At 62.4% G+C, this 20394-nt stretch carries 18 protein-coding genes and 1 pseudogene; 11 read left to right on the plus strand and 8 right to left on the minus strand.

Annotation, left to right across the window (positions count from 1 at the left end; genetic code table 11):
• Positions 1-139 precede the first annotated feature (139 nt).
• The 6 genes from KBX18_RS10215 (at position 140) to KBX18_RS10240 (ending at position 3710) form a co-directional block, all read left to right on the plus strand.
• Entirely contained in the window at positions 140-673 is a 534-nt protein-coding gene (locus KBX18_RS10215; protein ID WP_255995925.1) for a YceI family protein, read from the plus strand.
• 155 nt (positions 674-828) lie between these two features.
• On the plus strand, positions 829-1269 hold the full coding sequence (locus KBX18_RS10220) for a hypothetical protein (RefSeq protein WP_005290626.1): 441 nt from the start codon (positions 829-831) through the stop codon (positions 1267-1269).
• 3 nt (positions 1270-1272) lie between these two features.
• Positions 1273-1569, plus strand: a complete 297-nt coding sequence (locus tag KBX18_RS10225) for a transcriptional regulator (RefSeq protein ID WP_255995926.1) — start codon at positions 1273-1275, stop codon at positions 1567-1569.
• A gap of 79 nt (positions 1570-1648) precedes the next feature.
• Positions 1649-2101: a hypothetical protein gene (locus KBX18_RS10230; protein ID WP_255995928.1), complete on the plus strand. Its 453-nt coding sequence runs from the start codon at positions 1649-1651 to the stop codon at positions 2099-2101.
• Positions 2102-2128: 27 nt separating this feature from the next.
• Positions 2129-2830, plus strand: coding sequence for a CPBP family intramembrane glutamic endopeptidase (locus KBX18_RS10235; protein WP_255995929.1), 702 nt, complete (start codon positions 2129-2131; stop codon positions 2828-2830).
• 130 nt (positions 2831-2960) lie between these two features.
• The gene (locus KBX18_RS10240) at positions 2961-3710 is read left to right on the plus strand and encodes a hypothetical protein (protein WP_255995930.1); all 750 of its coding nucleotides are present in this window, start codon (positions 2961-2963) and stop codon (positions 3708-3710) included.
• Positions 3711-3717: 7 nt separating this feature from the next.
• On the opposite strand, the gene KBX18_RS10245 is transcribed toward KBX18_RS10240, so the two are convergent.
• Both KBX18_RS10245 and KBX18_RS10250 read right to left on the minus strand, forming a co-directional pair.
• The gene (locus KBX18_RS10245) at positions 3718-4401 is read right to left on the minus strand and encodes a type 1 glutamine amidotransferase domain-containing protein (RefSeq protein ID WP_255995931.1); all 684 of its coding nucleotides are present in this window, start codon (positions 4399-4401) and stop codon (positions 3718-3720) included.
• 1 nt (position 4402) lies between these two features.
• On the minus strand, positions 4403-6019 hold the full coding sequence (locus KBX18_RS10250; RefSeq protein WP_255995933.1) for an alpha/beta fold hydrolase: 1617 nt from the start codon (positions 6017-6019) through the stop codon (positions 4403-4405).
• 318 nt (positions 6020-6337) lie between these two features.
• On the opposite strand from KBX18_RS10250, the pseudogene KBX18_RS10255 reads away from it, so the two are divergent.
• A pseudogene (locus KBX18_RS10255) lies at positions 6338-6613 on the plus strand (IS256 family transposase); the annotation flags it as partial.
• A gap of 116 nt (positions 6614-6729) precedes the next feature.
• On the opposite strand, the gene KBX18_RS10260 reads toward KBX18_RS10255, so the two are convergent.
• From KBX18_RS10260 to KBX18_RS10275, 4 genes are read right to left on the minus strand one after another with little or no spacing between them, the layout of a single operon-like run.
• Positions 6730-7377 carry an LUD domain-containing protein gene (locus KBX18_RS10260; protein ID WP_255995934.1) on the minus strand — a complete coding sequence of 216 codons (648 nt, stop codon included), beginning with the start codon at positions 7375-7377 and terminating at the stop codon, positions 6730-6732.
• A complete protein-coding gene (locus tag KBX18_RS10265; protein WP_255995936.1) occupies positions 7364-8968 on the minus strand; it encodes a LutB/LldF family L-lactate oxidation iron-sulfur protein in 1605 nt (534 codons plus the stop codon). Before KBX18_RS10265 ends, KBX18_RS10260 begins: the two co-directional genes overlap by 14 nt.
• Positions 8965-9750: a (Fe-S)-binding protein gene (locus KBX18_RS10270; RefSeq protein WP_255995938.1), complete on the minus strand. Its 786-nt coding sequence runs from the start codon at positions 9748-9750 to the stop codon at positions 8965-8967. The genes KBX18_RS10265 and KBX18_RS10270 overlap by 4 nt, the downstream gene beginning before the upstream one ends.
• A gap of 55 nt (positions 9751-9805) precedes the next feature.
• The gene (locus KBX18_RS10275) at positions 9806-11575 is read right to left on the minus strand and encodes an L-lactate permease (protein WP_255995940.1); all 1770 of its coding nucleotides are present in this window, start codon (positions 11573-11575) and stop codon (positions 9806-9808) included.
• Positions 11576-11747: 172 nt separating this feature from the next.
• On the opposite strand from KBX18_RS10275, the gene argS reads away from it, so the two are divergent.
• The 4 genes from argS to thrB are packed head-to-tail and all read left to right on the plus strand — an operon-like array spanning position 11748 to position 17143.
• Positions 11748-13418, plus strand: coding sequence for an arginine--tRNA ligase (argS, locus tag KBX18_RS10280; RefSeq protein WP_255995942.1), 1671 nt, complete (start codon positions 11748-11750; stop codon positions 13416-13418).
• A 58-nt stretch (positions 13419-13476) separates the two neighbouring features.
• Positions 13477-14823: a diaminopimelate decarboxylase gene (gene lysA / locus KBX18_RS10285; protein WP_255995963.1), complete on the plus strand. Its 1347-nt coding sequence runs from the start codon at positions 13477-13479 to the stop codon at positions 14821-14823.
• An 11-nt stretch (positions 14824-14834) separates the two neighbouring features.
• Positions 14835-16211 carry a homoserine dehydrogenase gene (locus KBX18_RS10290; protein WP_255995943.1) on the plus strand — a complete coding sequence of 459 codons (1377 nt, stop codon included), beginning with the start codon at positions 14835-14837 and terminating at the stop codon, positions 16209-16211.
• Positions 16212-16213: 2 nt separating this feature from the next.
• Complete coding sequence (gene thrB, locus KBX18_RS10295; protein WP_255995945.1) at positions 16214-17143, plus strand: homoserine kinase; 930 nt, start codon at positions 16214-16216, stop codon at positions 17141-17143.
• A gap of 266 nt (positions 17144-17409) precedes the next feature.
• Here the strand turns inward: thrB and KBX18_RS10300 are convergent, their stop codons facing one another.
• Both KBX18_RS10300 and KBX18_RS10305 read right to left on the minus strand, forming a co-directional pair.
• The gene (locus tag KBX18_RS10300) at positions 17410-18555 is read right to left on the minus strand and encodes a glycerol dehydrogenase (protein WP_255995947.1); all 1146 of its coding nucleotides are present in this window, start codon (positions 18553-18555) and stop codon (positions 17410-17412) included.
• 19 nt (positions 18556-18574) lie between these two features.
• Positions 18575-20314, minus strand: coding sequence for a long-chain fatty-acid--CoA ligase (locus KBX18_RS10305; RefSeq protein WP_255995949.1), 1740 nt, complete (start codon positions 20312-20314; stop codon positions 18575-18577).
• Positions 20315-20394: the final 80 nt, after the last annotated feature.

Here is a 20394-nt window from a genome sequence, read left to right on the forward strand (position 1 = left end):
CTTTGGTGACACAGTAGTCATTATCGGTGAAACTCCCTCTCAATCAGAGCCTCACACACAAACATCCTGACACCCTCAGGTCTACCATCGGCAGTGCAAAACTTAATGACAGATCAACATCTTTCTCAAAGGAGACCCCATGAGCACACTCACCGGCACCTACAACCTAGACCCCGCACACTCTTCCGTCGGCTTCACCGTGCGCCACGCAATGGTGACCAAGGTCCGTGGCGAGTTCACTGATTACGAAGCGTCCATTACCGTGGCGGAGGATCCGTCGGCAAGCACTGCTAGCGGCACTGTGCGCACGGAGAGCATCGACACTCGCAACGAAGACCGCGACGCCCACGTCCGCGGCGAGGACTTCTTCGCAGTCGAGCAGTACCCGGAGATGACGTTCAACGCCACCAGCTTCGACGTCGACGCAAACGGCAACGGCACCGTCACCGGTGACCTGACCATCAAGGGCACCACGAAGCCCGTCACGTTCGAGGTTGAGACGTTCGGTGTGGAAGAAGACCCGTTCGGCAACATCCGCATGGGCTTTGAGGCGCGCACCACGATCAATCGCAGCGAGTTTGGCATCGACTTCCAGGCTCCGTTGAACTCCGGCGGCATGATGCTGAGCGAGAAGGTCGGCATCGAAATCGAGGGTTCTGCGATCAAGCAGTAGCTTATCGACGAGCTTCCGCCCTCCGCCCGCCACTTTCGTGGCGGGCCTTTTTGTGCTTACCGGCCGGGTTTTCGGATCTTCTGGAGATGACTCTTGACGGCTAGCGTCCGAGACAGTACTTTCCAAACTGGAAAGTACTTCACGACCCTGGAGAGATGACCATGAACCCGTCAGCTTCTGAAGCGCGCGAGATGCTCGCTCGCGCAAATACCCTGTCCCGCAATGCCGCCCGATTCCCATTGAGCTGGATCGGCTATATCATGCTCTGTGCAGCCGGGCCGCTGTATCTCATCGCTTCCTACTTCAATGGCGGTGGCCCGCCACCACCGATCGTGTGGGCGGTGATTGGGGCATGGGTGTTCTTTGGGATGAACTCGTCCGCTATCTTCGGGGCGCTTTCGGGCCCGGCACCGAAAGGCTTTGGCGCTCGGTGGGGTGTCATGATCGGACTGTGGGGAATCATGTGGGGGTTCAGCCTCTTGGGTCCGAGCATCACTTCCGGACAACTCGTCCTGCAAAGTTACGTTTACCTTGGTCTCGCCCTTGCGGGGCCGGTGTGGGACTATGCCTCGCTGCGCGTTCAGAGGATGAAATAATCCATGGCGCACCTGCGAAACGAGCTTGACCCAGTACTGGCGAATCCGCTGCGCTTTTCCTTGCTCGCTTCTCTTTCCAACGTCGTTGAGATGACGTTCAAGGATCTGCGCGACCATCTGGACACGACGGACTCCACCTTGTCGAAGCATGCGACTGCACTCGAAGACGCTGGGTATGTCCGAGCCAAGAAAGGCTTTGTCGGCAAGCTGCCGCAGACCCGGTTTGTCATCACCAAGGCCGGGCGGGAGGCGCTCAGCCATCACCTGGAAACCCTCAACCGCATCGCGCAGGGCGGGTGATGCGGAAGCGGCCAGAGAAAGTCAGGGAAACACGCCGGGGTTCAGTAAAATCACAGAGTTCACGGTCTACTATCAGGTTATGAAGCAATGCACTTTCCTCGGCGGGCTGCTTTTCGGCGCCGTGAGCTTTCCCATAATCGCGGTTCTAGCTGCGCTTTCCGTGGCAGATCCGGACGGGGCCAATCAAGCTACTACCTCAGCGATCATCGCGCTAGGCAACACTGTAGCGACGCTGTGGATCATCGGCTCGACGTACTACCTCGTCAATCGGCCGGAGATCTCACAGGGCAAGTGCGCGGCTATGCAGACCGCTGTCACCGGGGCAATTCTGCTTGTGCTCGGCTTCGGCTCGACCGCGTTCTACGCCTGGGAGGAAGTAGCCGCAGGTACGGAACTGCCGACGATCAATCTGCTGGTCTTTCTCATTCCTGTCGGGTTGTTCGTCGTTACAGTCGCGCTATTCATGGCGATGCTGCAAGGCCCTGGAACTCCCACTGGCAATCCCAGGGTGCAGGTCGCACACGCGCACTAGAAACCAGTTCGAACTAAGGGGCTTTCGGTGAAAAAATCGGTGAACTGGCAAACCCTCACGCCGCCGGGGGCCAAAGACGCACTCGTTGCGGCGTTAGCTATTGTCTCGATGTACGCGCTGCTCATCGGTCAGGCTGTCGGGCTGTGGAAACTAGACGTCGACAGAAGTGTCCTCATCGTTGCTATGCCGTTCATGATGGTGATAGCGCTTGGTCTTCCCGCCTGGTTGTTACTGCGCTACTTGCGCAACCGCGGGATCGAAGCGGGGTTTCTCCCACTGGGCAAGCGCGGTTGGCACCTCCTTTGGCAGGTGCCGGCCATCATCATCAGCGCCGGCATTGTGACTTCGATCTTGGGGCCGCTGCTCGGGCTGAACAACGCAGACGACTCCTCGGTCTTGGAAGAGGTAGGTGTCGGGCGTGCTCTTCCCATCATTGTCGCGTTGGCGGCCTACTTGCTCGTAGGGCCGTTCCTGGAAGAGCTGGTCTTTCGCCGGGTTCTCATGGGGTACTTCGATACCGTCATGCCCGGTGTGCTCAGTGTGATCCTCAGTTCGGTGATCTTCGGGATCGCCCACGTAAGCCCACCGGCAATTCTGTACACGACCTTCTTTGGTCTCGGGTGCGCCCTTGTCACCCGCTGGCACGGCACCTTATGGGCTGGCTTGATCGCGCACGTTGCAAATAATGCGTTGATCCAGCTCACCACGCTGGCCGTGCTTCTCGGCTAAGCATGGCTGGCGGCTCTAACACGTCGTTGGCAAACGGAACCTGAGTTGCAGAATTGTGTCTCCTCTATGCTTGAGAAATACCCGCCGAACGGGGCTGTAAGAACACCGAATGACACGAAGAGGAAGCACCATGTTCACATCACGCACACTGAAAACGATTGGGGCGTCCGTCGCTGCGTCCACGCTGCTGCTAGTGGCCGGGTGCAGCTCGGACGAGCAGGGCAATGCAGAAGGGCCGGCCACGGAAACCCAGGGGGAGAGTGCTGAAGCAGCCCCGTCCGAAGAAACGGCGGCTGAGAACTCCGAGTCGGCCGAGGTGAAAGATCTCTCCCAGTTGTTCGATGGCGTCACCTTCAAGAGCGAGCAGGTGGTCACGCAATCACCGGAGCAGATCAAGGACTTGCTCCAGGTGATGAAGGACGTGCAAGCGGCGGATATGTTCGAGTTCGATCCCCCTGAGTGCGGCGAGGAGTTCCAGAGGAACCAAGACGACTTCAACGATGAAGACGTTTCGCCGGAGACCTTCACTGCGGGTGACGTTCAAACCGACGGTTTCGCAGTGGTTGCCTATGACCTAAGCGTGACCAAGGATCCGGAGCGCGATAGAACGACGCCGGACTTAGAAAAGTGCGGAAACTACTCGTTCACGTCGCCCGCAGGCGTAATGAGCGTCGCGGCTGAGGAGCTCCCCTTCACTGCAGATGCGGATGGGGGCTACGCCGTCATCCAGCGGACCGACTCCGAAATGGAGCAGATGTCCACTTACAACACTGTGGCCGAGAAAAACGGCACGCTCGTCAGCTTGAGTCTCAATGATCCGAGCGAGGAAAACATCAAGGCGGCCGAGGAAACACTGGGCATGATCCTCGACCGCCTGTAGGCGGGATTTAGGAGTCCAGCAGCTCCAGCACGGCCTCGCCGACACCGGCTGCGCTCATCGGGTTTTGCCCGGTGACCAGCTTGCCGTCCACGACGACATGCTTCGTCATGGGCAGCTTAGCGGTGGTGTACTCGCCGGCTTGCTCCTTCAGCTTCTCCTCGAGGCTGAAAGGGACTTCGGCTGTGCGCTGAGCCAGTTTCTCCTCGGCCCAGGAGTAGCCGGTGACGTTACGGCCGTCGAGAAGCGAAGAACCGTCTGCGAGGGTGACGTCGAGCAAACCGACCGGACCGTGGCAGACAGCCGACACAATCTTGTCGGCGTCGGCGAAGTGGGCGACTGCGGCGGAGACTTCCTCGTTAGTGAAGTCGAACATCGTGCCGTGGCCGCCGATCAAGTAGATCCCGTCATAGGAGTCGAGGTCGACGTCGGTGACGGCGGGGGTGTCGTCGAGAAGCGCCATGAACTCCGGATCCTTGTAGCGCTTGTTCGTGCCGCCCATCTGGATCACCGGGGTTTTCAGGCTCACCGGGTCAATGGGGACAGCGCCGCCATCGACGCTGGCAAGGTCGACCTCGTGGCCGGCCTTGGTCATGACGTCGTAAAAGTGCGTGAATTCGCCGAGCCACATTCCGGTGTGAATACCGGAGCTCTGGTAGCGGTGGACGCTGGTCGACAGTGCGAGAAACTTCATTCTATTGTCCTTGTGCTTCGAAGTAGCCGGGCGCGTTGAGGGTGGTTGCCTGGCCGGTGCGCAGGTAATCCACCACGAGGCGATCAACAACGGGGTTGCCGAACGCCACGTGGCCATGGCCCGGGCCGTGCACGGTCACCAACTGCGTGCCCATCGTGGAGTGCAGGGTGCCGCGGCCAGCGTACACAGTCTGCGGATCGCGCGTGGCGTTGATCTGCAGGGGACGCACGGCCAGCTTGGAACCGTCGAGATGCGGGCGTCCAACGACCGGTGCAGCTCCGTTGCACATCAATCCGCTCTTGTACATGGCGTTGATGGCGGTGAAGATGTCCCCGGAGATGTAATTGGTGTACAAAGCCTGCGGGATGAGCGTGTAGTCCGGCGGGGTGATGTTCTCGTTGCAGGTCTGCACAGAGAGCAACTGCTGGGTGTGCATTTGTGACAGCTTGAGCTCTTCGGCGACTGCTGGCGGAGGAACCTCACCGACCTGGTCGGCAGTGCCGTTGGTCATGGTGGCCAGCAGGTGCCACTGGCTCGGCTGCGGGATGAGCAAGCGGGTCATGAGCAGCAACTGGGAGTTGGCCTGGTTTGCGCCGGGGTTGAGAATCATGTTGACCACGTTCTCGCCCTCCACGCGGGCCTTGCCGGTGGCGGTCGAAAGGTCAGCTCCAGCTTGGCCGGAGCTTGCAAGCCCCGGAGGCAGGTCACCCACGCGGGCCGGCGGGGGAACAACCGTCGGGTTCGTGCCGGTCTCGGCGACGATCTGGCGGGACCAGTACTGGTAGGCCTTGAGCGGGGTATCACCCATCTTGTACTTGTCGTCGTTCATAGACAGCCAGGTGAAGTACTCGTGCAACACCGTCTCGTAGCCTCCCTGCTGGGACGCCAGGACGTCGTTCCACGCCATGTTCGGATCCATTGCGGAATCCAGGACGACCTTGTCAGTGTTGGCCGGGTACATCGTGGCGTACACAGACCCGAGGAACGTACCGTACGACAAGCCCATGATGGAGATCTTGTCGTACCCCAGGGCCTGGCGGACCATGTTCCAGTCGCGCGCGTTGTTGTCCGTGGTGATGGACTCCGGGTAACCGGGGCCGCCGGTCTGGCAGCTGCGGCGGACGTATCCGCCCATGTTGGTCACGGAGTCGACCGTGTCGCGCACCACCGCCAGCGGATCTTGTCCGGTCGCCGGGTCTTGGCATTCTAGGGGAGTGGAGTGCGCCAAGCCGCGTGGCTGCACGGCGACCAAGTCCCACTCGTTGCGGATCTCTTGCGGCCAGTTGTACCCGACGTTCTTCGACCCGAAGTAGGTGTAGGCATCGCCGCCAGGGCCGCCCGAGTTACCAAAGAGTACACCGCGCTTCTCTGCTGGCTGCTGCGCCTTGATCTGCAGGAAGCCGAGCGAGATCTTGCGGCCGTCCGGCTGGTCGTAGCGCATCGGAACATCAATCCGGCCGCACTGAGCGCCGGCGACGTCAACGGTGGCGGGGCAGTCTTCCCACGTAATCTTCGGTGCGGGCTGAGCTCCGGCCGCCGGAATGACGGCCATCGTCGCGGCTGCGGCAACTGTCGCAACGACAGTTGCCGCCCGCTTCAAGGAAAATACGGTGAACACTGCGATACCTCCCAGGTAAGAAGAATCCTTTTCAAAACTATGTCGCCCATAATAAATCTTGCGCGCGAGAAAAGCGCGGCACGGGAAATGACAGCAGATCGGCCCGCACTTTCCACTCGGAGGGTGCGGGCCGATTTGTGTTCTGGCTGCGGTTGCGGGTTAAACGACAAAAAGTGTGTCCGGAATCGCCGGTTTCCGGGGCTTAACCACGAGGTTTCAGGAAAATATATGCTTCTGGGGCATATATCTGGCTTCCTGACGGCAAATCCACGGAGGGGCTAGCGCTGTGTGCTATGTACGCCGTGGTGTGGTGGCGCAATGCCAAAGAACCAACCACGCTGCTACTGCGGCGGCGAGATGAAACGCAACGGCACCACCAGCAAAGGCACCACCAGATGGCGGTGCAAACAATGCGGCGCATCCAGCGTGAAGCACCGCGGCGACATCACCAATGCAGCGGTGTTTACCGCCTTCATTGATCATCTCACCACCGGCACCAGTCTCGATGCTGTTGCCCACCGCGTGGGATGTTCGCCCCGTACGCTGCAACGCCGGTTCGAACCGTTCTGGCTCATTGATGTGCCCGACCCCACGGTATCGACACCAACTACAACCACTCAATCGGCATCCAAAAAGGCCACATCTAACCCCCACGACACGCCGGAGTCAGACACACATTTTGTCGTTTAACCCGCGGTTGCAGCCGGTAATTAATCCACCACGAACACGATCAAGTCGCGCGGGCCGTGAACGCCTTCCACACGCACGAGCTCAATGTCGGACGTTGCCGACGGACCAGAGATGAGCGTGGCCGGTTTGTACGGGTCGATCTTGCCGAACATCTCGGGCACGCCGTAGACCACGGTGTCCATGGGCACGATGCACAAGTGGCGGTCGGGCACCAGGGACAGGGAGCGGCGGCCGCAGACGGCGGGGCCGTCCTCTAGAACGTCGGACTGCAGCACGATCGTGCCGGTCTGTGCAGCGGACACGACAGAGCTGGTGACCACCGCATCAGCGTCCCCAAGGGTGCGCGGGTCCACAGAAGACTCGTCCGGGGCAGCAGTGCCGGAGAAACCGTCGAAAAGCGACTTCTCCAGGCCCGGCGCGTAGCGCACGTCGTCGCACTCGCGGTCGTGGAGTACCTCGACGATCTTGCCCGGCAGCTCGTCCGCGGAGCACTGGATCACATCGGCCTTGTAGTCCACGAGCCTGTCGACGAGGATTTCACGCAGCTCGTCGCGGCCCAGCGACGACTCAGTGCGGTACTCGTGGGAGTGCTCGACGCTCGCAGGCGCGTCTGCGAGCTTCTGCGCGTCGCGGATGCGGGAGAGAATTGCCTCTTTAGCGCTCGTCATTGCGGGCCTCCCCTTGGTTGGTCGAGGCATTGTCCTCGATGGTGTCAGCTGCAACGGTGTCAGAATTCGGGTCAGTGTTGCGGGCAGCACCCTGTGCGCGGGCATCCGCGAGCAACTGCTGCGCCTCATCCGACTCGAACCACTCACGGAAGGACTTCTTCGGCGGCACCGCGGTGTCGCGGTAGTCGGACCAGCCAGACATGAACAGCGGCAGCGAATCAATCACGCCGTTGAAACCGCCGAGGATGCGGCCGGCAGCAGCCATGCGCACCGCCTGGTTCCACAGCTTCTGGTTGCCCATGACAAAGCCAATGGAGGAGAACATCGAACCCTCGAGTGCCGGACGGTGGTTCTTCACCTTCTGGTGGCGCATCTCCAGCAGCACATCGGTGATCGGGATCTTAACGGGGCAGACCTCGTCGCAGCGGCCGCACAGCGAGGACGCGTACGGCAGCGACGCGGTGACGTCATCCGTCGAATCCATGCCCGCCAGCTGCGGGGTGAGGATTGCGCCGATCGGGCCGGGGTAGACCGAACCGTAGGAGTGGCCGCCAGCGCGCTCGTAGACCGGGCACACGTTCAGGCATGCAGAGCAGCGGATGCACTTGAGAGCCTCACGGCCGATCTCGTTGGACAGCGCGGCAGTGCGGCCGTTGTCCATGAGGACAATGTGGAACTCTTGCGGGCCGTCGTTCGCGGTCACGCCCGACCAGATCGAGGTGTACGGGTTCATGCGCTCACCGGTCGAAGAACGGGGGAGCAGCTGCATGAACACGCCGAGGTCGTCGAAGGAAGGCAGGAGCTTTTCGACGCCCATCACCGTGATCAGAGTTTCCGGCAGGGTCACGCACATGCGGCCGTTGCCCTCAGACTCCACGATGGACACCGAACCGGTCTCGGCGATGCCGAAGTTGCAGCCGGAGATAGCCACCTTGGCCTTCATGAACTGGTCGCGCAGGAAGGAACGCGCTGCGTCCGCCAGCTCCGAAGGGTCCTCAGTGAGGTCCTGGCGAGCGCCAGGCATCTTCTCGGTGAAGATGTCACGGATCTCTGCGCGGTTGCGGTGGATGGCCGGCACAACGATGTGGGAGGGGAAGTCCTCGCCCAGCTGGACGATGAGCTCCGCCAAGTCCGTCTCCTGAACGTGGATGCCGTCTTCGGCGAGGACCTCATTCAGCGCGATCTCTGCAGTCGCCATGGACTTGACCTTGACCACTTCAGTCTCACCGGTGGCTTTGACCAGGTCGGCGACAATCTGGTTAGCCTCGCGGGCGTCGCGCGCCCAGTGGACGTGGCCGCCGCGGGCGGTGACGTTCTCCTCGAACTGCTCGAGCAGCTCCGGCAGGCGAGCCAACGTGTCGCGCTTGATGGTCGAGCCTGCCTCACGCAGCTGCTGCCAGTCATCCAGCTCGTCGACAACGCCCTGGCGCTTGAGACGGATCTGAGTAGTCGCGTGGTGCAGATTCCGGCGCTGCGTAGAGTTGTTCAGCTCGTGCTTCGCGTTCTTCTGGAACTTCTCGTACTCGCGGAAGTGACCCGGCTCATGCGGGGCATGCGGCGGGGTAGTGGGGGTGCCGAGTGAGACCTTCACAGCATCTTCTCCTTCGAGTATGCGGCCGACGTCGGCGTCCACGGGTGCTCGCGGGTGGATGCGAGAATCTCCGCGATGTGGATCGCGCGGATGCCGGAGTGCTGGCGGGACATAGCGCCGCCGATGTTCATCAGGCAGGACGAGTCGCCAGCGGTGACGTACTCGGCCTCCGTGTCCTTAATGTGGCGTACCTTGTCGCTGACCATCGCCGCCGAAACGTCGGCGTTCTTCACCGCGAAGGTGCCACCGAAACCGCAGCACTCTTCAACGTTGTCCAGCTCGACGAAGTCGATGCCCTCGACGTTCTTCAGCAGATCCGTCGGGCGGCTGCCGACCTTGATCATGCGGCGGGAGTGGCAGGTGGAGTGGTAGGTCACGCGGTGGGGGAAGAACGCTCCCACATCGGTGGTGCCCATGACATCCACGATGAACTCGGACAGGTCAAGGGTCTTGTTAGCGGCGCGCGTTGCACCGTCGACAAGCCCCTTGGAACCGTAACGGTCAGCGATGCGCACGTGCTGCTCGCGGACGGCACCAGTGCAGGAGCCGGACGGGGTGACAACGTAATCGATCGAATCGTCCGCGAACGCGTCAACGTAGTTCTCAATAATGGGCACCACTTCCTTCTGGTACCCGGTATTGATGTGCATCTGTCCGCAGCAGGTCTGCTCTTTCGGGAAGACGACTTCGCATCCGAGGCGGGACAAAACCAAGGCAGACGCCTTGTGGGCATCGGGGAACAGGGCGTCCCCGATGCAGGTGGAAAATAGGGCTACACGCACTGGTGGCTCCTTTCTGGGTGGGTTGCCGGCCAGTCAGCGTAGAGGTTACTCCCCTTTAGCCCACAGCGGGCGCTAGGGCACTGAGCACGTTCGTCTGCAGGAAGACCATGGTGCACACAGCCAGCAAGAAGACGAAGGACCAGCCGACGACTTTCTTGAAAAGCTCCGACTCTTTGCCCTCCATGTTCACCGCCGTGGCGGCGATGGCGAGGGACTGCGGGGAGATCATCTTGCCCACGACACCACCGGTGGTGTTGGCCGCCAGCATGAGATCCGGGTTGAGGTCCAGGCGCTCGGCGGCCGTGACCTGAAGGTTGGCGAACAGCGCGTTCGCGGACGTGTCCGAGCCGGTGACCGCCACGCCGATCCACCCCAGCATCGGAGCCAGGAAGGCAAACGCGGCCCCGAGGCCTGCGAACCAATAACCAATGGTCACCGTCTGGCCGGAGTAGTTCATCACGTACGCCAGCGCGAGAACCACCACGATGGTCAGCGCGGACCAGCGCATGCGGTAGGCCGTGTCCACGAATTCTTTGCCCACCTGGGCCCAGTTGAGCTGGTAGCGGCCGTTCTCGTCGAAGATGATGTAGACCAACGCGACGATGAGCCCGGAGATGACCAGCAGGGTGCCCGGGTTGTGCAGGTAGGCGAAGGTGTAGTCGGTCTTGACGTCGGTGCCGGTAGAGCTGAGGATGCGGCCTGTCTCAATCCCCGGCCACGGAATGGCCAGTTTGAACGACTTCAGCCATTCAGGGATCGTCGTGCCCAAGTTGGCAATGCCGAAGATGAACACCACGACGGCATAGGGCATCAGTGCCATCCAGACGCGGTTGCCGGGAAGGCTCTCATCTGCTGCTTCAGCGCGCGTCTTGATCGCGGTGGAACCAGCTACCTCGGTCTCGGCATCGTCGCCGTGGGTTCCTGTCCCCGCGTTCGGTGCTACGTCTGCGTCCGGCTGGTCAAGGCCAAGGCGCTCACGCAGCTCCGGCACACCGACCGGTTTCCAGAACTGCAGCAGAACAAACGCCGCGCCAAGGGCGACGATGCAGGCGATGACGTCGGTGAGCTGGTAAGCGAAGTAGTTGGAGGTCCACCACTGTGCAATACCGAAGGACAGGCCGATGGTGACGGCGGCGGGGATGGTCTCGCGGACGCCGCGTCCGCCGTCTACCAGGAAGGCGATGATGAACGGCACGAAGAACGCCAGGAACGGGGTTTGGTGGCCGACAATCGCAGCGATGTTCTCTGTCTGCTCGAGAGTGCGGCCACCGACCTCACCGGCAGTGGTGATCGGGATGGACACCGCGCCGAACGCAACGGGGGCGGTGTTGGCGATCAGCACAATCGATGCCGCCTTCAGCGGGGGGATGCCGAGGGCGAGAATCATCGTCGCGGTGATGGCCACCGGTGCGCCGAATCCTGCGAGCGCTTCAAGCAGGCCACCGAAACAAAAGGCGATGAGCATCGTCTGGATGCGCACATCTCCGTTGCCCATTTTGTCGAACACCCTGCGAAGGTCTTCGAACCGGCCGGCTGCCACGGTGATCTGGTAGAACCAGATCGCGGTGAGGATCACCCAGACAATAGGGAAGAGTCCGTAGAGCCCGCCGCGGAACGCGGACGATACTGCCATGCCGACCGGCATATTGAAGCCGAGCACAGCAACAAGCAGCGCCACGCCCAGCGCAACCAGACCGGACGTGTGAGCGCGCGCTTTGAAACCCAGCAGCATGACGAAAAACGCCAACAGCGGCAAGACCGACACAAGTGCGGATAGTCCTACGCTTCCCGCTACTGCGTCGGTCTGAATCTGAAAGGTCCCCATTGACCATCTCCTCTGCGAATACTTTGCACGGGCAAAAATAATGCAGTCAAAGTATTCCAGTAGCCGCGTGTGTCCGGAGGAAAACGGAGATTTTCACCCAGTTTCATTAAAGGATGAGCAGCGCACCTGCCAGTTCTGCCGGTGTCCGGCCCCTGATCTAGACTTGCTGCCCATGACCCCTGCTGACCTCGCCGCGACTGTTCGCGCCATTACTACCGAAACGCTCGATGCCCACGGGCTTGATTCCTCCGTCGTCCCGGAGACGGTCACCGTCGAGAGGCCCCGCAACCCGGAGCACGGCGATTACGCCACCAATGTCGCACTTCAGGTGGCCAAGAAAGCAGGGACGAACCCGCGGGAGCTCGCCGGCTGGCTTATCGACGCTCTTGTCGCCCTCCCCGAGATCGATTCCGCAGATGTTGCCGGCCCCGGCTTCATTAATCTGCGCCTTGGGGCTGCTGCCACCGGTGGCATTGTGGCCGACATCCTGGCGAAGGGGGAGGCCTACGGCAGCTCGGACATCTACGACGGGGAGAAAATCAACCTGGAGTTCGTCTCCGCCAACCCGACTGGCCCGATCCACCTGGGCGGCACCCGATGGGCAGCCGTCGGTGACTCGTTGGGCCGTGTGCTGGAATTCTCCGGCGCGGAGGTGACCCGCGAGTACTACTTCAACGACCACGGCGGCCAGATCGACCGCTTTGCCCGCTCCCTGGTAGCTGCAGCCAAGAATGAGCCGACCCCCGAGGACGGTTATGGCGGGGAGTACATCGCCGACATTGCCAGCGCGGTTGTCGCGGAGAACCCGGGCATCCTGGAGGGCGATGCAGCGGTAGTGCAAGAAGCTTTTCGGCGCGAGGGCGTCGAGAAGATGTTCGCGCAGATCAAACAGTCCCTGCACGACTTCGGCACCGACTTCGATGTCTTCTTCCACGAGAACTCCCTGTTCGAGTCCGGCGCTGTGGACCGTGCGATCCAGACGCTGAAGGACAACGGCAACCTCTATGAAAACGATGGAGCGTGGTGGCTGCGCTCGACCGACTTCGGCGATGACAAAGACCGCGTCGTGCTCAAGTCCGACGGTGATGCCGCATACATAGCTGGCGACATCGCGTATGTAGCAGACAAGTTCGACCGCGGACACACTCTGGCCATCTACATGCTGGGTGCGGACCACCACGGTTACATCGCCCGCCTGCGCGCAGCCGCCCAGGCGCTGGGATACAACCCGGAGGCAGTCGAGGTCCTCATCGGCCAAATGGTCAACCTGGTCCGCGACGGCCAGCCGGTGAAGATGTCCAAGCGCGCCGGGACAGTGATCACCCTCGACGACTTGGTGGATGTCATTGGTGTGGATGCCGCGCGTTATTCGATGGTGCGCTCCTCGGTCGACTCCACTCTGGACATCGACCTGGACCTGTGGGAGAAGCAGTCCAACGACAACCCCGTCTACTACGTGCAGTACGGCCACACGCGCCTGGCGTCGATCGAACGTAAGGCTGCCGAGACCGGTGTCGTCCTCGCAAGCTCGGACGACGATGAAGAAGTTGATCTGTCCTTGCTCACCCACGAGAAGGAAGGCGACCTGATTCGTACGCTGGGCGAGTTCCCTGCCGTCGTCAAGGCAGCGGCTGAGCTGCGCGAACCGCACCGTATCGCGCGCTACGCCGAGGAACTGGCCAGCGTCTTCCACAAGTTCTATGACGCCTGCCAGATCCTGCCCAAGGCAGGGGAGGGCCCGCAGCCGATTCATGCCGCACGTCTCACGCTCGCCTCGGCCTCGCGCCAGGTGCTGGCCAATGCTCTGCGCCTGCTCGGCGTGACCGCTCCGGAGAGGATGTAGACCGATGCTCGATCCCGTTCTAAACACTGCCAACCTGTCGCGCGATGACCTGTTGCGCATGCGCCACAACGAGGCCGGGTGCTTCAACGACCTGCCCGCCCATGTGTGGCCACGAAGCGCGCAGCGGCTTGAGGGCGGTACTGTCACCATCGCCGGCGTGCCGCTGCCGGACATTGCAGCTGAGTACGGCACCCCTGTGATGGTTGTCGACGAGGATGATTTCCGGTCCCGCTGCCGAGACATGGTTCGCGCTTACGGCAAGGCGGAAAACGTGCACTACGCCTCCAAGGCATTCCTGACCACTCACATTGCCCGCTGGGTCAACGAGGAGGGACTGTCGCTCGACGTGGCGAGCGAGAACGAGCTTCTCATTGCCCTACACGCGGGATTCCCGGCAGAGCGCATCACCGTGCACGGCAACAACAAGCCCGATTCGTTCCTGCGCCGCTGCGTGCGCGAAGGCGTCGGCGAAGTGGTCATCGACTCCCACCAGGAGCTCGAGGAGCTTGAGCGCATCGCCGGTGAGGAAGGCACGGTGCAGGACGTGTTCATCCGCGTCAAACCCGGTGTGGAGGCGCATACGCACGAGTTCATCGCCACCAGCCACGAAGACCAGAAGTTCGGTTTGTCGCTGGTATCTGGCTCCGCCTACCGCGCCGCCGTGGCCGCCCGTGAGGCGGACAACGTCCGGCTGACCGGTCTGCACTGCCACGTCGGTTCCCAGGTGTTTGACGCGGAGGGATTCAAGCTCGCCGCCGCGCGGGTACTGGGGCTGTATGCGCAGATCTACCGCGAGCTGGGCCTGGAGCTCGGCTACCTCGACCTCGGCGGCGGTTACGGCATCGCCTACACCAACGAGGAGCAGCCGCTCGCCGTTGATGACGTGGCGAAGGACTTGCTCAAAGCCGTAGCCGAGAAGGCGGACGAGCTTGGCATCACCCCGCCGGAGGTCATTGTGGAGCCGGGTCGCGCCATTGCCGGCCCCGCCGCTGTGACTGTGTACTCGGTGGGCACGGTCAAGGACGTGCACGTGACTGATGAGGCGACGCGCCGCTATATCGCCGTCGACGGCGGCATGAGCGACAACATCCGCACCGCCCTGTACGGCGCAGATTATGACGCACGTGTGGTCAACCGCCTCACAGGCGGCACTCCGCAGGCCACCCGCATGGTCGGGGCCCACTGCGAGTCCGGTGACATCCTCATCAACAACGCCCTGTGGCCGGACGATATTGCCCGCGGTGACCTCATCGCACTCGCCGCGACGGGTGCCTACTGCTACTCCATGGCATCGAACTACAACTGCTTCGGCCGGCCGGCCGTCGTCAGCGTCAAAGATGGCGTAGTCACTCCGATGGTGCGTAGGGAGACGGTAGAGGACATCCTCGCTCGAGAGGTTTTGTAGACTCGAGAACCATGACTTCACAGACCACTCACAGCGCTGAGGGACACAACGGTAATTACCCGGGCAAGGGCATCGGCCAGCCGGTCGGTGTCGCTGTTCTGGGAATGGGCACGGTGGGCACTGAGGTGCTCCGCCTGATTAGCGAGTTCTCCTCCAATTTGGAGCAGCGCATCGGCGGCCCCATTGATGTTCGTGGTGTCGCTGTGTCTGACTTGGGCAAGCGCCGCGAAGTGCTCGATCTCTTCCCGGACATCGCGCTCACGGACAACGCCTTGGAGCTGATCGACCGCGACGACATCGATGTCGTGGTCGAGGTCATTGGCGGCATCGAGTACCCGCGCCAGTGCGTTCTCGCCGCGCTCAAGGCCGGCAAGTCCGTGGTCACTGCGAACAAGGCTCTCATCGCGGCGCACGCCGACGAGCTTTCCGACGCCGCTAATGAGGCCGGTGTCGACCTCTACTACGAAGCAGCCGTTGCCGCCGCAATCCCCGTCGTGGGAACGCTGCGCCGTTCGCTCGCCGGCGACCAGATCCAGCGCATCTCCGGCATTGTCAACGGCACGACCAACTACGTCCTCGACGCGATGGCGTCGACCGGTATGAGCTACGACGAGGCACTGGCGGAAGCCACCCGCCTGGGGTACGCCGAGGCGGACCCGACCGCCGACGTCGAGGGCCACGATGCCGCCTCTAAGGCCGCCATCTTGGCATCGATGGGCTTCCACTCCCGCGTGACCTACGACGACGTGCACGCGGAGGGCATCACCAACATCACTGCCGAGGACATCGAGGCAGCTAAGGACGCCGGCTTCACCATCAAGCTGCTGGCGATCTGCGAGCGGCTTTTCGACGATGCCGGCAACACCACTTCCGTCGCCGCCCGCGTCCACCCGACGCTGGTGCCGAACGAGCACCCACTGGCGAGCGTCGACAAGTCCTACAACGCTGTCTTCGTTGAGGCCGAAGCCGCTGGCCGTCTCATGTTCTACGGTAACGGCGCGGGTGGCGCGCCCACCGCTTCCGCTGTGCTCGGTGACCTTGTCGGCGCTGCCCGCAACAAGATTCACGGCGGCCGCGCCCCGGCGGACAACCCCTACGCTCACTACCCGGTCGCAGACTTCGGCGATGTGCCGACGCGCTACCACATCGACATGTCGGTCGTGGACCGCGCAGGTGTCCTTGCGGATATTTCTCGCCGCTTCGCTGATGCAGGCATTTCCATTTCGGCTGTTCGTCAGGAAGAGCACGGTGATGCGTCGCGCCTGATCGTCGTCACGCACATGTCGATTGAGCGCAAGCTTGCGGCGATCGTCGAAGAACTGGCCACGCTTGACGACGTCAAGGCCGTCAACTCCGTCATCCGCCTCGACGCCGACGCTGCCGAGTAGTCATGAGCACCGATCTTGAGGTGGGCTTGCGTGCTCGCGTGACCGTGCCCGGTAGCTCGGCAAACCTGGGTCCCGGCTTTGACACTCTCGGGTTGGCTTTGGGGATCTACGACACCGTCGAGGTGGAAGTAACCTTTTCCGGTCTTGAGGTGGAGATCTTCGGCGAAGGCGCAGACGACTTGCCCCGCGATAACTCCCACCTGGTAGTCAAGGCGATTCGCCAGGGGTTGAAGGCCGCTGATGTCGACGCGCCCGGGTTGAAGGTGACCTGCACGAACAATATTCCGCAGTCGCGCGGGCTTGGTTCGTCTGCCTCGGCGGCTGTGGCTGGTGTGGTTGCCGCCAATACTCTCGCCGGCGACGTGCTGGACACCGAGGAAATCGTCCAGATCAGCTCCTCGTTTGAGGGGCACCCGGATAACGCCGCGGCCAGTGTGTTGGGCCAGGCCGTGGTGAGCTGGACCGACATCCCTGTCGATGGTGTATCGCATCCCGTCTACCGCGCCGTTCAGCTTCCAGTCCACCCTGACATCAAGGCGACTGCGCTGGTCCCGAGCTTCCACGCGTCCACCAACGCGGTGCGCAAAGTGCTCCCGTCGCATGTCACCCATACGGATGCGCGGTTCAACGTTTCCCGTACCGCCGTGATGACGGTGGCGGTCCAGCACCACCCGGAGCTGCTGTGGGAAGGCACCCGCGACCGCCTCCACCAGCCCTACCGCGCCGACGTTCTGCCGGTCACGGCTGAGTGGGTCAACCGTCTGCGCAACCGCGGTTACGCCGCGTACCTGTCCGGCGCCGGTCCGACCGCTATGGTGCTCCACCGCGACCCGATCGACCCGAAAATTATCGAGTCCGCGAAGTTGGACGGTTTGCGCGTCCTCGACCTCGAGATCGCCGGGCCGGTAACGGCCGAGCTCTCCCGAGTGTAGGCGCGCGGGGCCGCGTGGGCCCGCAGGGTCCGCGTAGGCTGCGGAAAAGTTGACATCCGCGATCCGGCCTAAACGGCCAACAACTCTCTGACCTGCGTGGACAGTTCTAGGCGGAAATCCGGTTTGTCAACTTTTCCGCACCGGCCGCGCGCACCGGCCGCACCGCTTCGTGCACGGATCGAAAAACCCGGGAATGCCAAAGGGCCGAGGGCATCACGCCCTTGGCCCTTTACTCATGCCCGACCCATGAACGGGGGCGAGCAGCTTTAGTGCTCAGCCACGTACTTGACCGGCTCCGGCAGGCCGCGGTCCTCGCGGACGCGACGGGAGATGGACTCGAGGGAAACGAGCGCATCGACGACCAGTTCTGGGGTGACCGGGAATGGCATGTTGTGGATGGTCTCGTCCTCGGCGGTGGCGGCCTTGGCCACTGCCTCGAGCTCTTCGGTGTCGTCGGGGGAGAGGCCGACTTCGGTCAGGGAGTTCGGCAGGCCCACCTTGGTGGTGAAGGCGATGAAGTCCTCGATCTCCTCGGCATCAGCGCCCTCCATGATGAGCTGGGCGCAGGTGCCCACGTTGACCTTCTGGCCGTGGGTGAGACCGTGGGTCTGATCGGCCGCGGTCAGGCCGTCGTGGATGGCGTGCGCTGCGGCGAGACCGCCGGACTCGAAGCCCAAGCCGGAGAGCAGGGTGTTGGCTTCGACGACTGCGTCGAGGGCGGGGGTGACCACGCCAGCTTTGACGGAGTCGATTGCTGCGAAAGAGTGCTCCCAGAGAATGTCCCAGCACAGTTTTGCCAGTGCGCCACCAGCGCGGGTCGGGTGGCCGCCGTTCATGGTGGTGCCGTTGCCGCGGGCGGCGGCGCGGGCCTCGACCCAGGTGGCCAGTGCGTCGCCGATGCCGGCGATGAGGAATTCCACGGGTGCGCCAGCAACGATCTGGGTATCGATGAGAACGAGGTCCGGGTTCTTCGGGTAGAAGCGGTACTCGTCGAAGGCGCCGTCCTCGGTGTAGATCACGGCCAGCGTTGAGGTCGGTGCGTCGGAAGATGCGGCGGTGGGAACGGATGCCCACTTGATGTCGGCCAGGTAGCCGGCGGCCTTCGCGGCGTCAATAGCGGAACCGCCGCCGACACCGACGATGATGTCGTGGCCGTTCTCTTTGATCTTTTCGGTCAGTTCGTCGACCGCCTTGGCGGTGGCGAAACGCTCGAACCCGACGCGGGTCAGCGGCAGGTCTGCTTCTTTGAAGCCGTCGGTGAGCTGCTTTTCGACGATGCCCCACACCGTGTCGTCAGAGACGAGCAGCGGGTTAGCGCCGAGCTTTTTCAGGTGGGTGCCCAGTTCGTGGATGGCACCTTTACCTTGGATGTAGCGGGATGGGCTGGAGAAAATATCCGGTGTAGTAGCCATGCCTCCACGCTACGCCGGCTTATAAGGTTGTGTTTTCGGATTGTTCAGAACTTGCCGCACTGCGGGTTCCCGGCCCAGGTAGAGCGATAATGTCGAATTCGTCACGTGAGAGGTGGCCGCGTAGATCCACCTTGTCGAATTTGCCCACCGAGGTTTTGTCGATGGAGCCCACGAACGTCCAGTACTCCGGCGCCATCCACGTCGGCAGCTCTTGGTGGAGTTCCTTGCGCAGCTTCTTGGCCAAGTCGACGGACGGGGTCACGTCGGCGTGCAGGACTGTCACGGCCAAGGGGCGCTCGCCCCATTTCTTGTCGGGGTAGCCGATGACGGCGCATTCGACGACTTCGTCGGCCTCCATGATCAGGTTTTCCAACTGGGCGGAGTAGATCCACTCGCCACCGGAGCGGATGACGTCGCGGGAGCGGTCATAGAGGGTCATGAATCCGTCGGAGGTCACCGTGCCCACGTCGCCGGTGCGCATCCAGCCGTCTGCGGTGAAGTGCTCCTCATCGTCGTTGGCGTCTTTACCGCGGAAGGACTGTGCCCGCTCAAGCGCCTCCGGGTTGGCGGGCTGGTAGTAGGAGGCGGCGACCATGTTGCCGCGGACCTGGATTTCACCGTTGTTGCGGTCGGTGCGGGAAACGATCTTTCCTTCGTTGACCACTCGGTATTCCAGCCAGGGGGCGAACCGGCCTTGGGAGATGCGGTAGGCCCAGCGGCGCTCGCCACCGACGCCTGACGGTGGGCGGGCTACCGTGCCCACAGTGGAGGTTTCGGTCATGCCCCAGACGTGAATGACGTCCACACCGTAGCGCTCCTCCCACACCTTGATCAGCGCGGGCGGGGCAGGGGAGCCGCCGACGAAGAGCTCAGTCAAGGACATGCGCTCCGGCGGATTGTGCAGGTAGTGGACCATGAGCTGGATCCACAGGGTGGGCACGCCGTGGGCGACGCGCGGGTGGGTGCCGGCGATGAGCTTCGCCAATGTCGGCGCGGATACGTCCGAGTCAGGTAAGACCAGGGGAGTGCCGGCCAAGAACGCGGTGAACGGCACACTCCAGCTGAGCACGTGGTAGATCGGGATGCAGCATAGGAAGGACTCGCCGTTCGCGATGCCCATCGAGTCGGTCGAGCGCAGGCTCGTGGCAGTCAGCCAGATAGAACGGTGCGAGTAGGCGATGCCTTTCGGGGCGCCCGATGTCGCCGTCGAATAGCAAATAGCTGCCGCGGTGTTCTCGGGGAGGGCGGGCCAGGTGTAGATGGTGGACGAGCCGTCGAGAAGCGCCTCGTATGCGTGCACCTCGACCCCGTCGAGTTCGGGGATGTCGCCCAAGCCGGTGAAGCAGACCGCGCGCACCGTCGGGCACGACGGCAAAATGCGCTCCAACTTGCTTGCCAACCGCGGGTCGGCGACGATGACTTCCATCTCGGAGTGGTTGATGATGTAGGCGATTTGATCTTCTAGAAGTTGCAGGTTGAGCGGCACGAACACCGAGCCCTTCGCGGCAACGGAGTACATCACTTCGAGGTGCTCTGCGCAGTTGTACATCAGCGTGCCTACGCGCTGATCCCCGTCAATGCCAAGCTTGTCTTCCAACGCGTGTGCGAACGCAGCGGCGCGCGCTCCAATGAGCTCGAAGGTCGTTTCCTCCGCTTCGCCTGAGCGCCATGTGGTCACCTTGGTGCCACCGTGCACGGACGCTCCAAAGTCGAGGATCCGTCCGATGGAAAAAGGCACTTCCTGCATCGTGGAGAGCATGTTGTACACTCTAGCGCGACCACGTTGCCCGATTGTGGTGGGCGTGGGTTACACTAAACGGCAGATCGCGACCCGAGCGG

Origin of the sequence: Corynebacterium sp. CCUG 69979 (genome assembly GCF_024454095.1) — a bacterium.
GTDB lineage: Bacteria > Actinomycetota > Actinomycetes > Mycobacteriales > Mycobacteriaceae > Corynebacterium > Corynebacterium genitalium.

What these genes read in the sequence shown, in the direction of transcription:
- KBX18_RS10215 (WP_255995925.1), top strand. Translation starts at nt 140, where the DNA reads ATGAGCACACTCACCGGCACCTACAACCTAGACCCCGCACACTCTTCC.
- KBX18_RS10220 (WP_005290626.1), top strand. Translation starts at nt 829, where the DNA reads ATGACCATGAACCCGTCAGCTTCTGAAGCGCGCGAGATGCTCGCTCGC.
- KBX18_RS10225 (WP_255995926.1), top strand. Translation starts at nt 1,273, where the DNA reads ATGGCGCACCTGCGAAACGAGCTTGACCCAGTACTGGCGAATCCGCTG.
- KBX18_RS10230 (WP_255995928.1), top strand. Translation starts at nt 1,649, where the DNA reads ATGAAGCAATGCACTTTCCTCGGCGGGCTGCTTTTCGGCGCCGTGAGC.
- KBX18_RS10240 (WP_255995930.1), top strand. Translation starts at nt 2,961, where the DNA reads ATGTTCACATCACGCACACTGAAAACGATTGGGGCGTCCGTCGCTGCG.
- KBX18_RS10245 (WP_255995931.1), bottom strand. Translation starts at nt 4,401, where the DNA reads ATGAAGTTTCTCGCACTGTCGACCAGCGTCCACCGCTACCAGAGCTCC.
- KBX18_RS10260 (WP_255995934.1), bottom strand. Translation starts at nt 7,377, where the DNA reads ATGACGAGCGCTAAAGAGGCAATTCTCTCCCGCATCCGCGACGCGCAG.
- KBX18_RS10275 (WP_255995940.1), bottom strand. Translation starts at nt 11,575, where the DNA reads ATGGGGACCTTTCAGATTCAGACCGACGCAGTAGCGGGAAGCGTAGGA.
- argS (WP_255995942.1), top strand. Translation starts at nt 11,748, where the DNA reads ATGACCCCTGCTGACCTCGCCGCGACTGTTCGCGCCATTACTACCGAA.
- lysA (WP_255995963.1), top strand. Translation starts at nt 13,477, where the DNA reads ATGCGCCACAACGAGGCCGGGTGCTTCAACGACCTGCCCGCCCATGTG.
- KBX18_RS10290 (WP_255995943.1), top strand. Translation starts at nt 14,835, where the DNA reads ATGACTTCACAGACCACTCACAGCGCTGAGGGACACAACGGTAATTAC.
- thrB (WP_255995945.1), top strand. Translation starts at nt 16,214, where the DNA reads ATGAGCACCGATCTTGAGGTGGGCTTGCGTGCTCGCGTGACCGTGCCC.
- KBX18_RS10300 (WP_255995947.1), bottom strand. Translation starts at nt 18,555, where the DNA reads ATGGCTACTACACCGGATATTTTCTCCAGCCCATCCCGCTACATCCAA.
- KBX18_RS10305 (WP_255995949.1), bottom strand. Translation starts at nt 20,314, where the DNA reads ATGCTCTCCACGATGCAGGAAGTGCCTTTTTCCATCGGACGGATCCTC.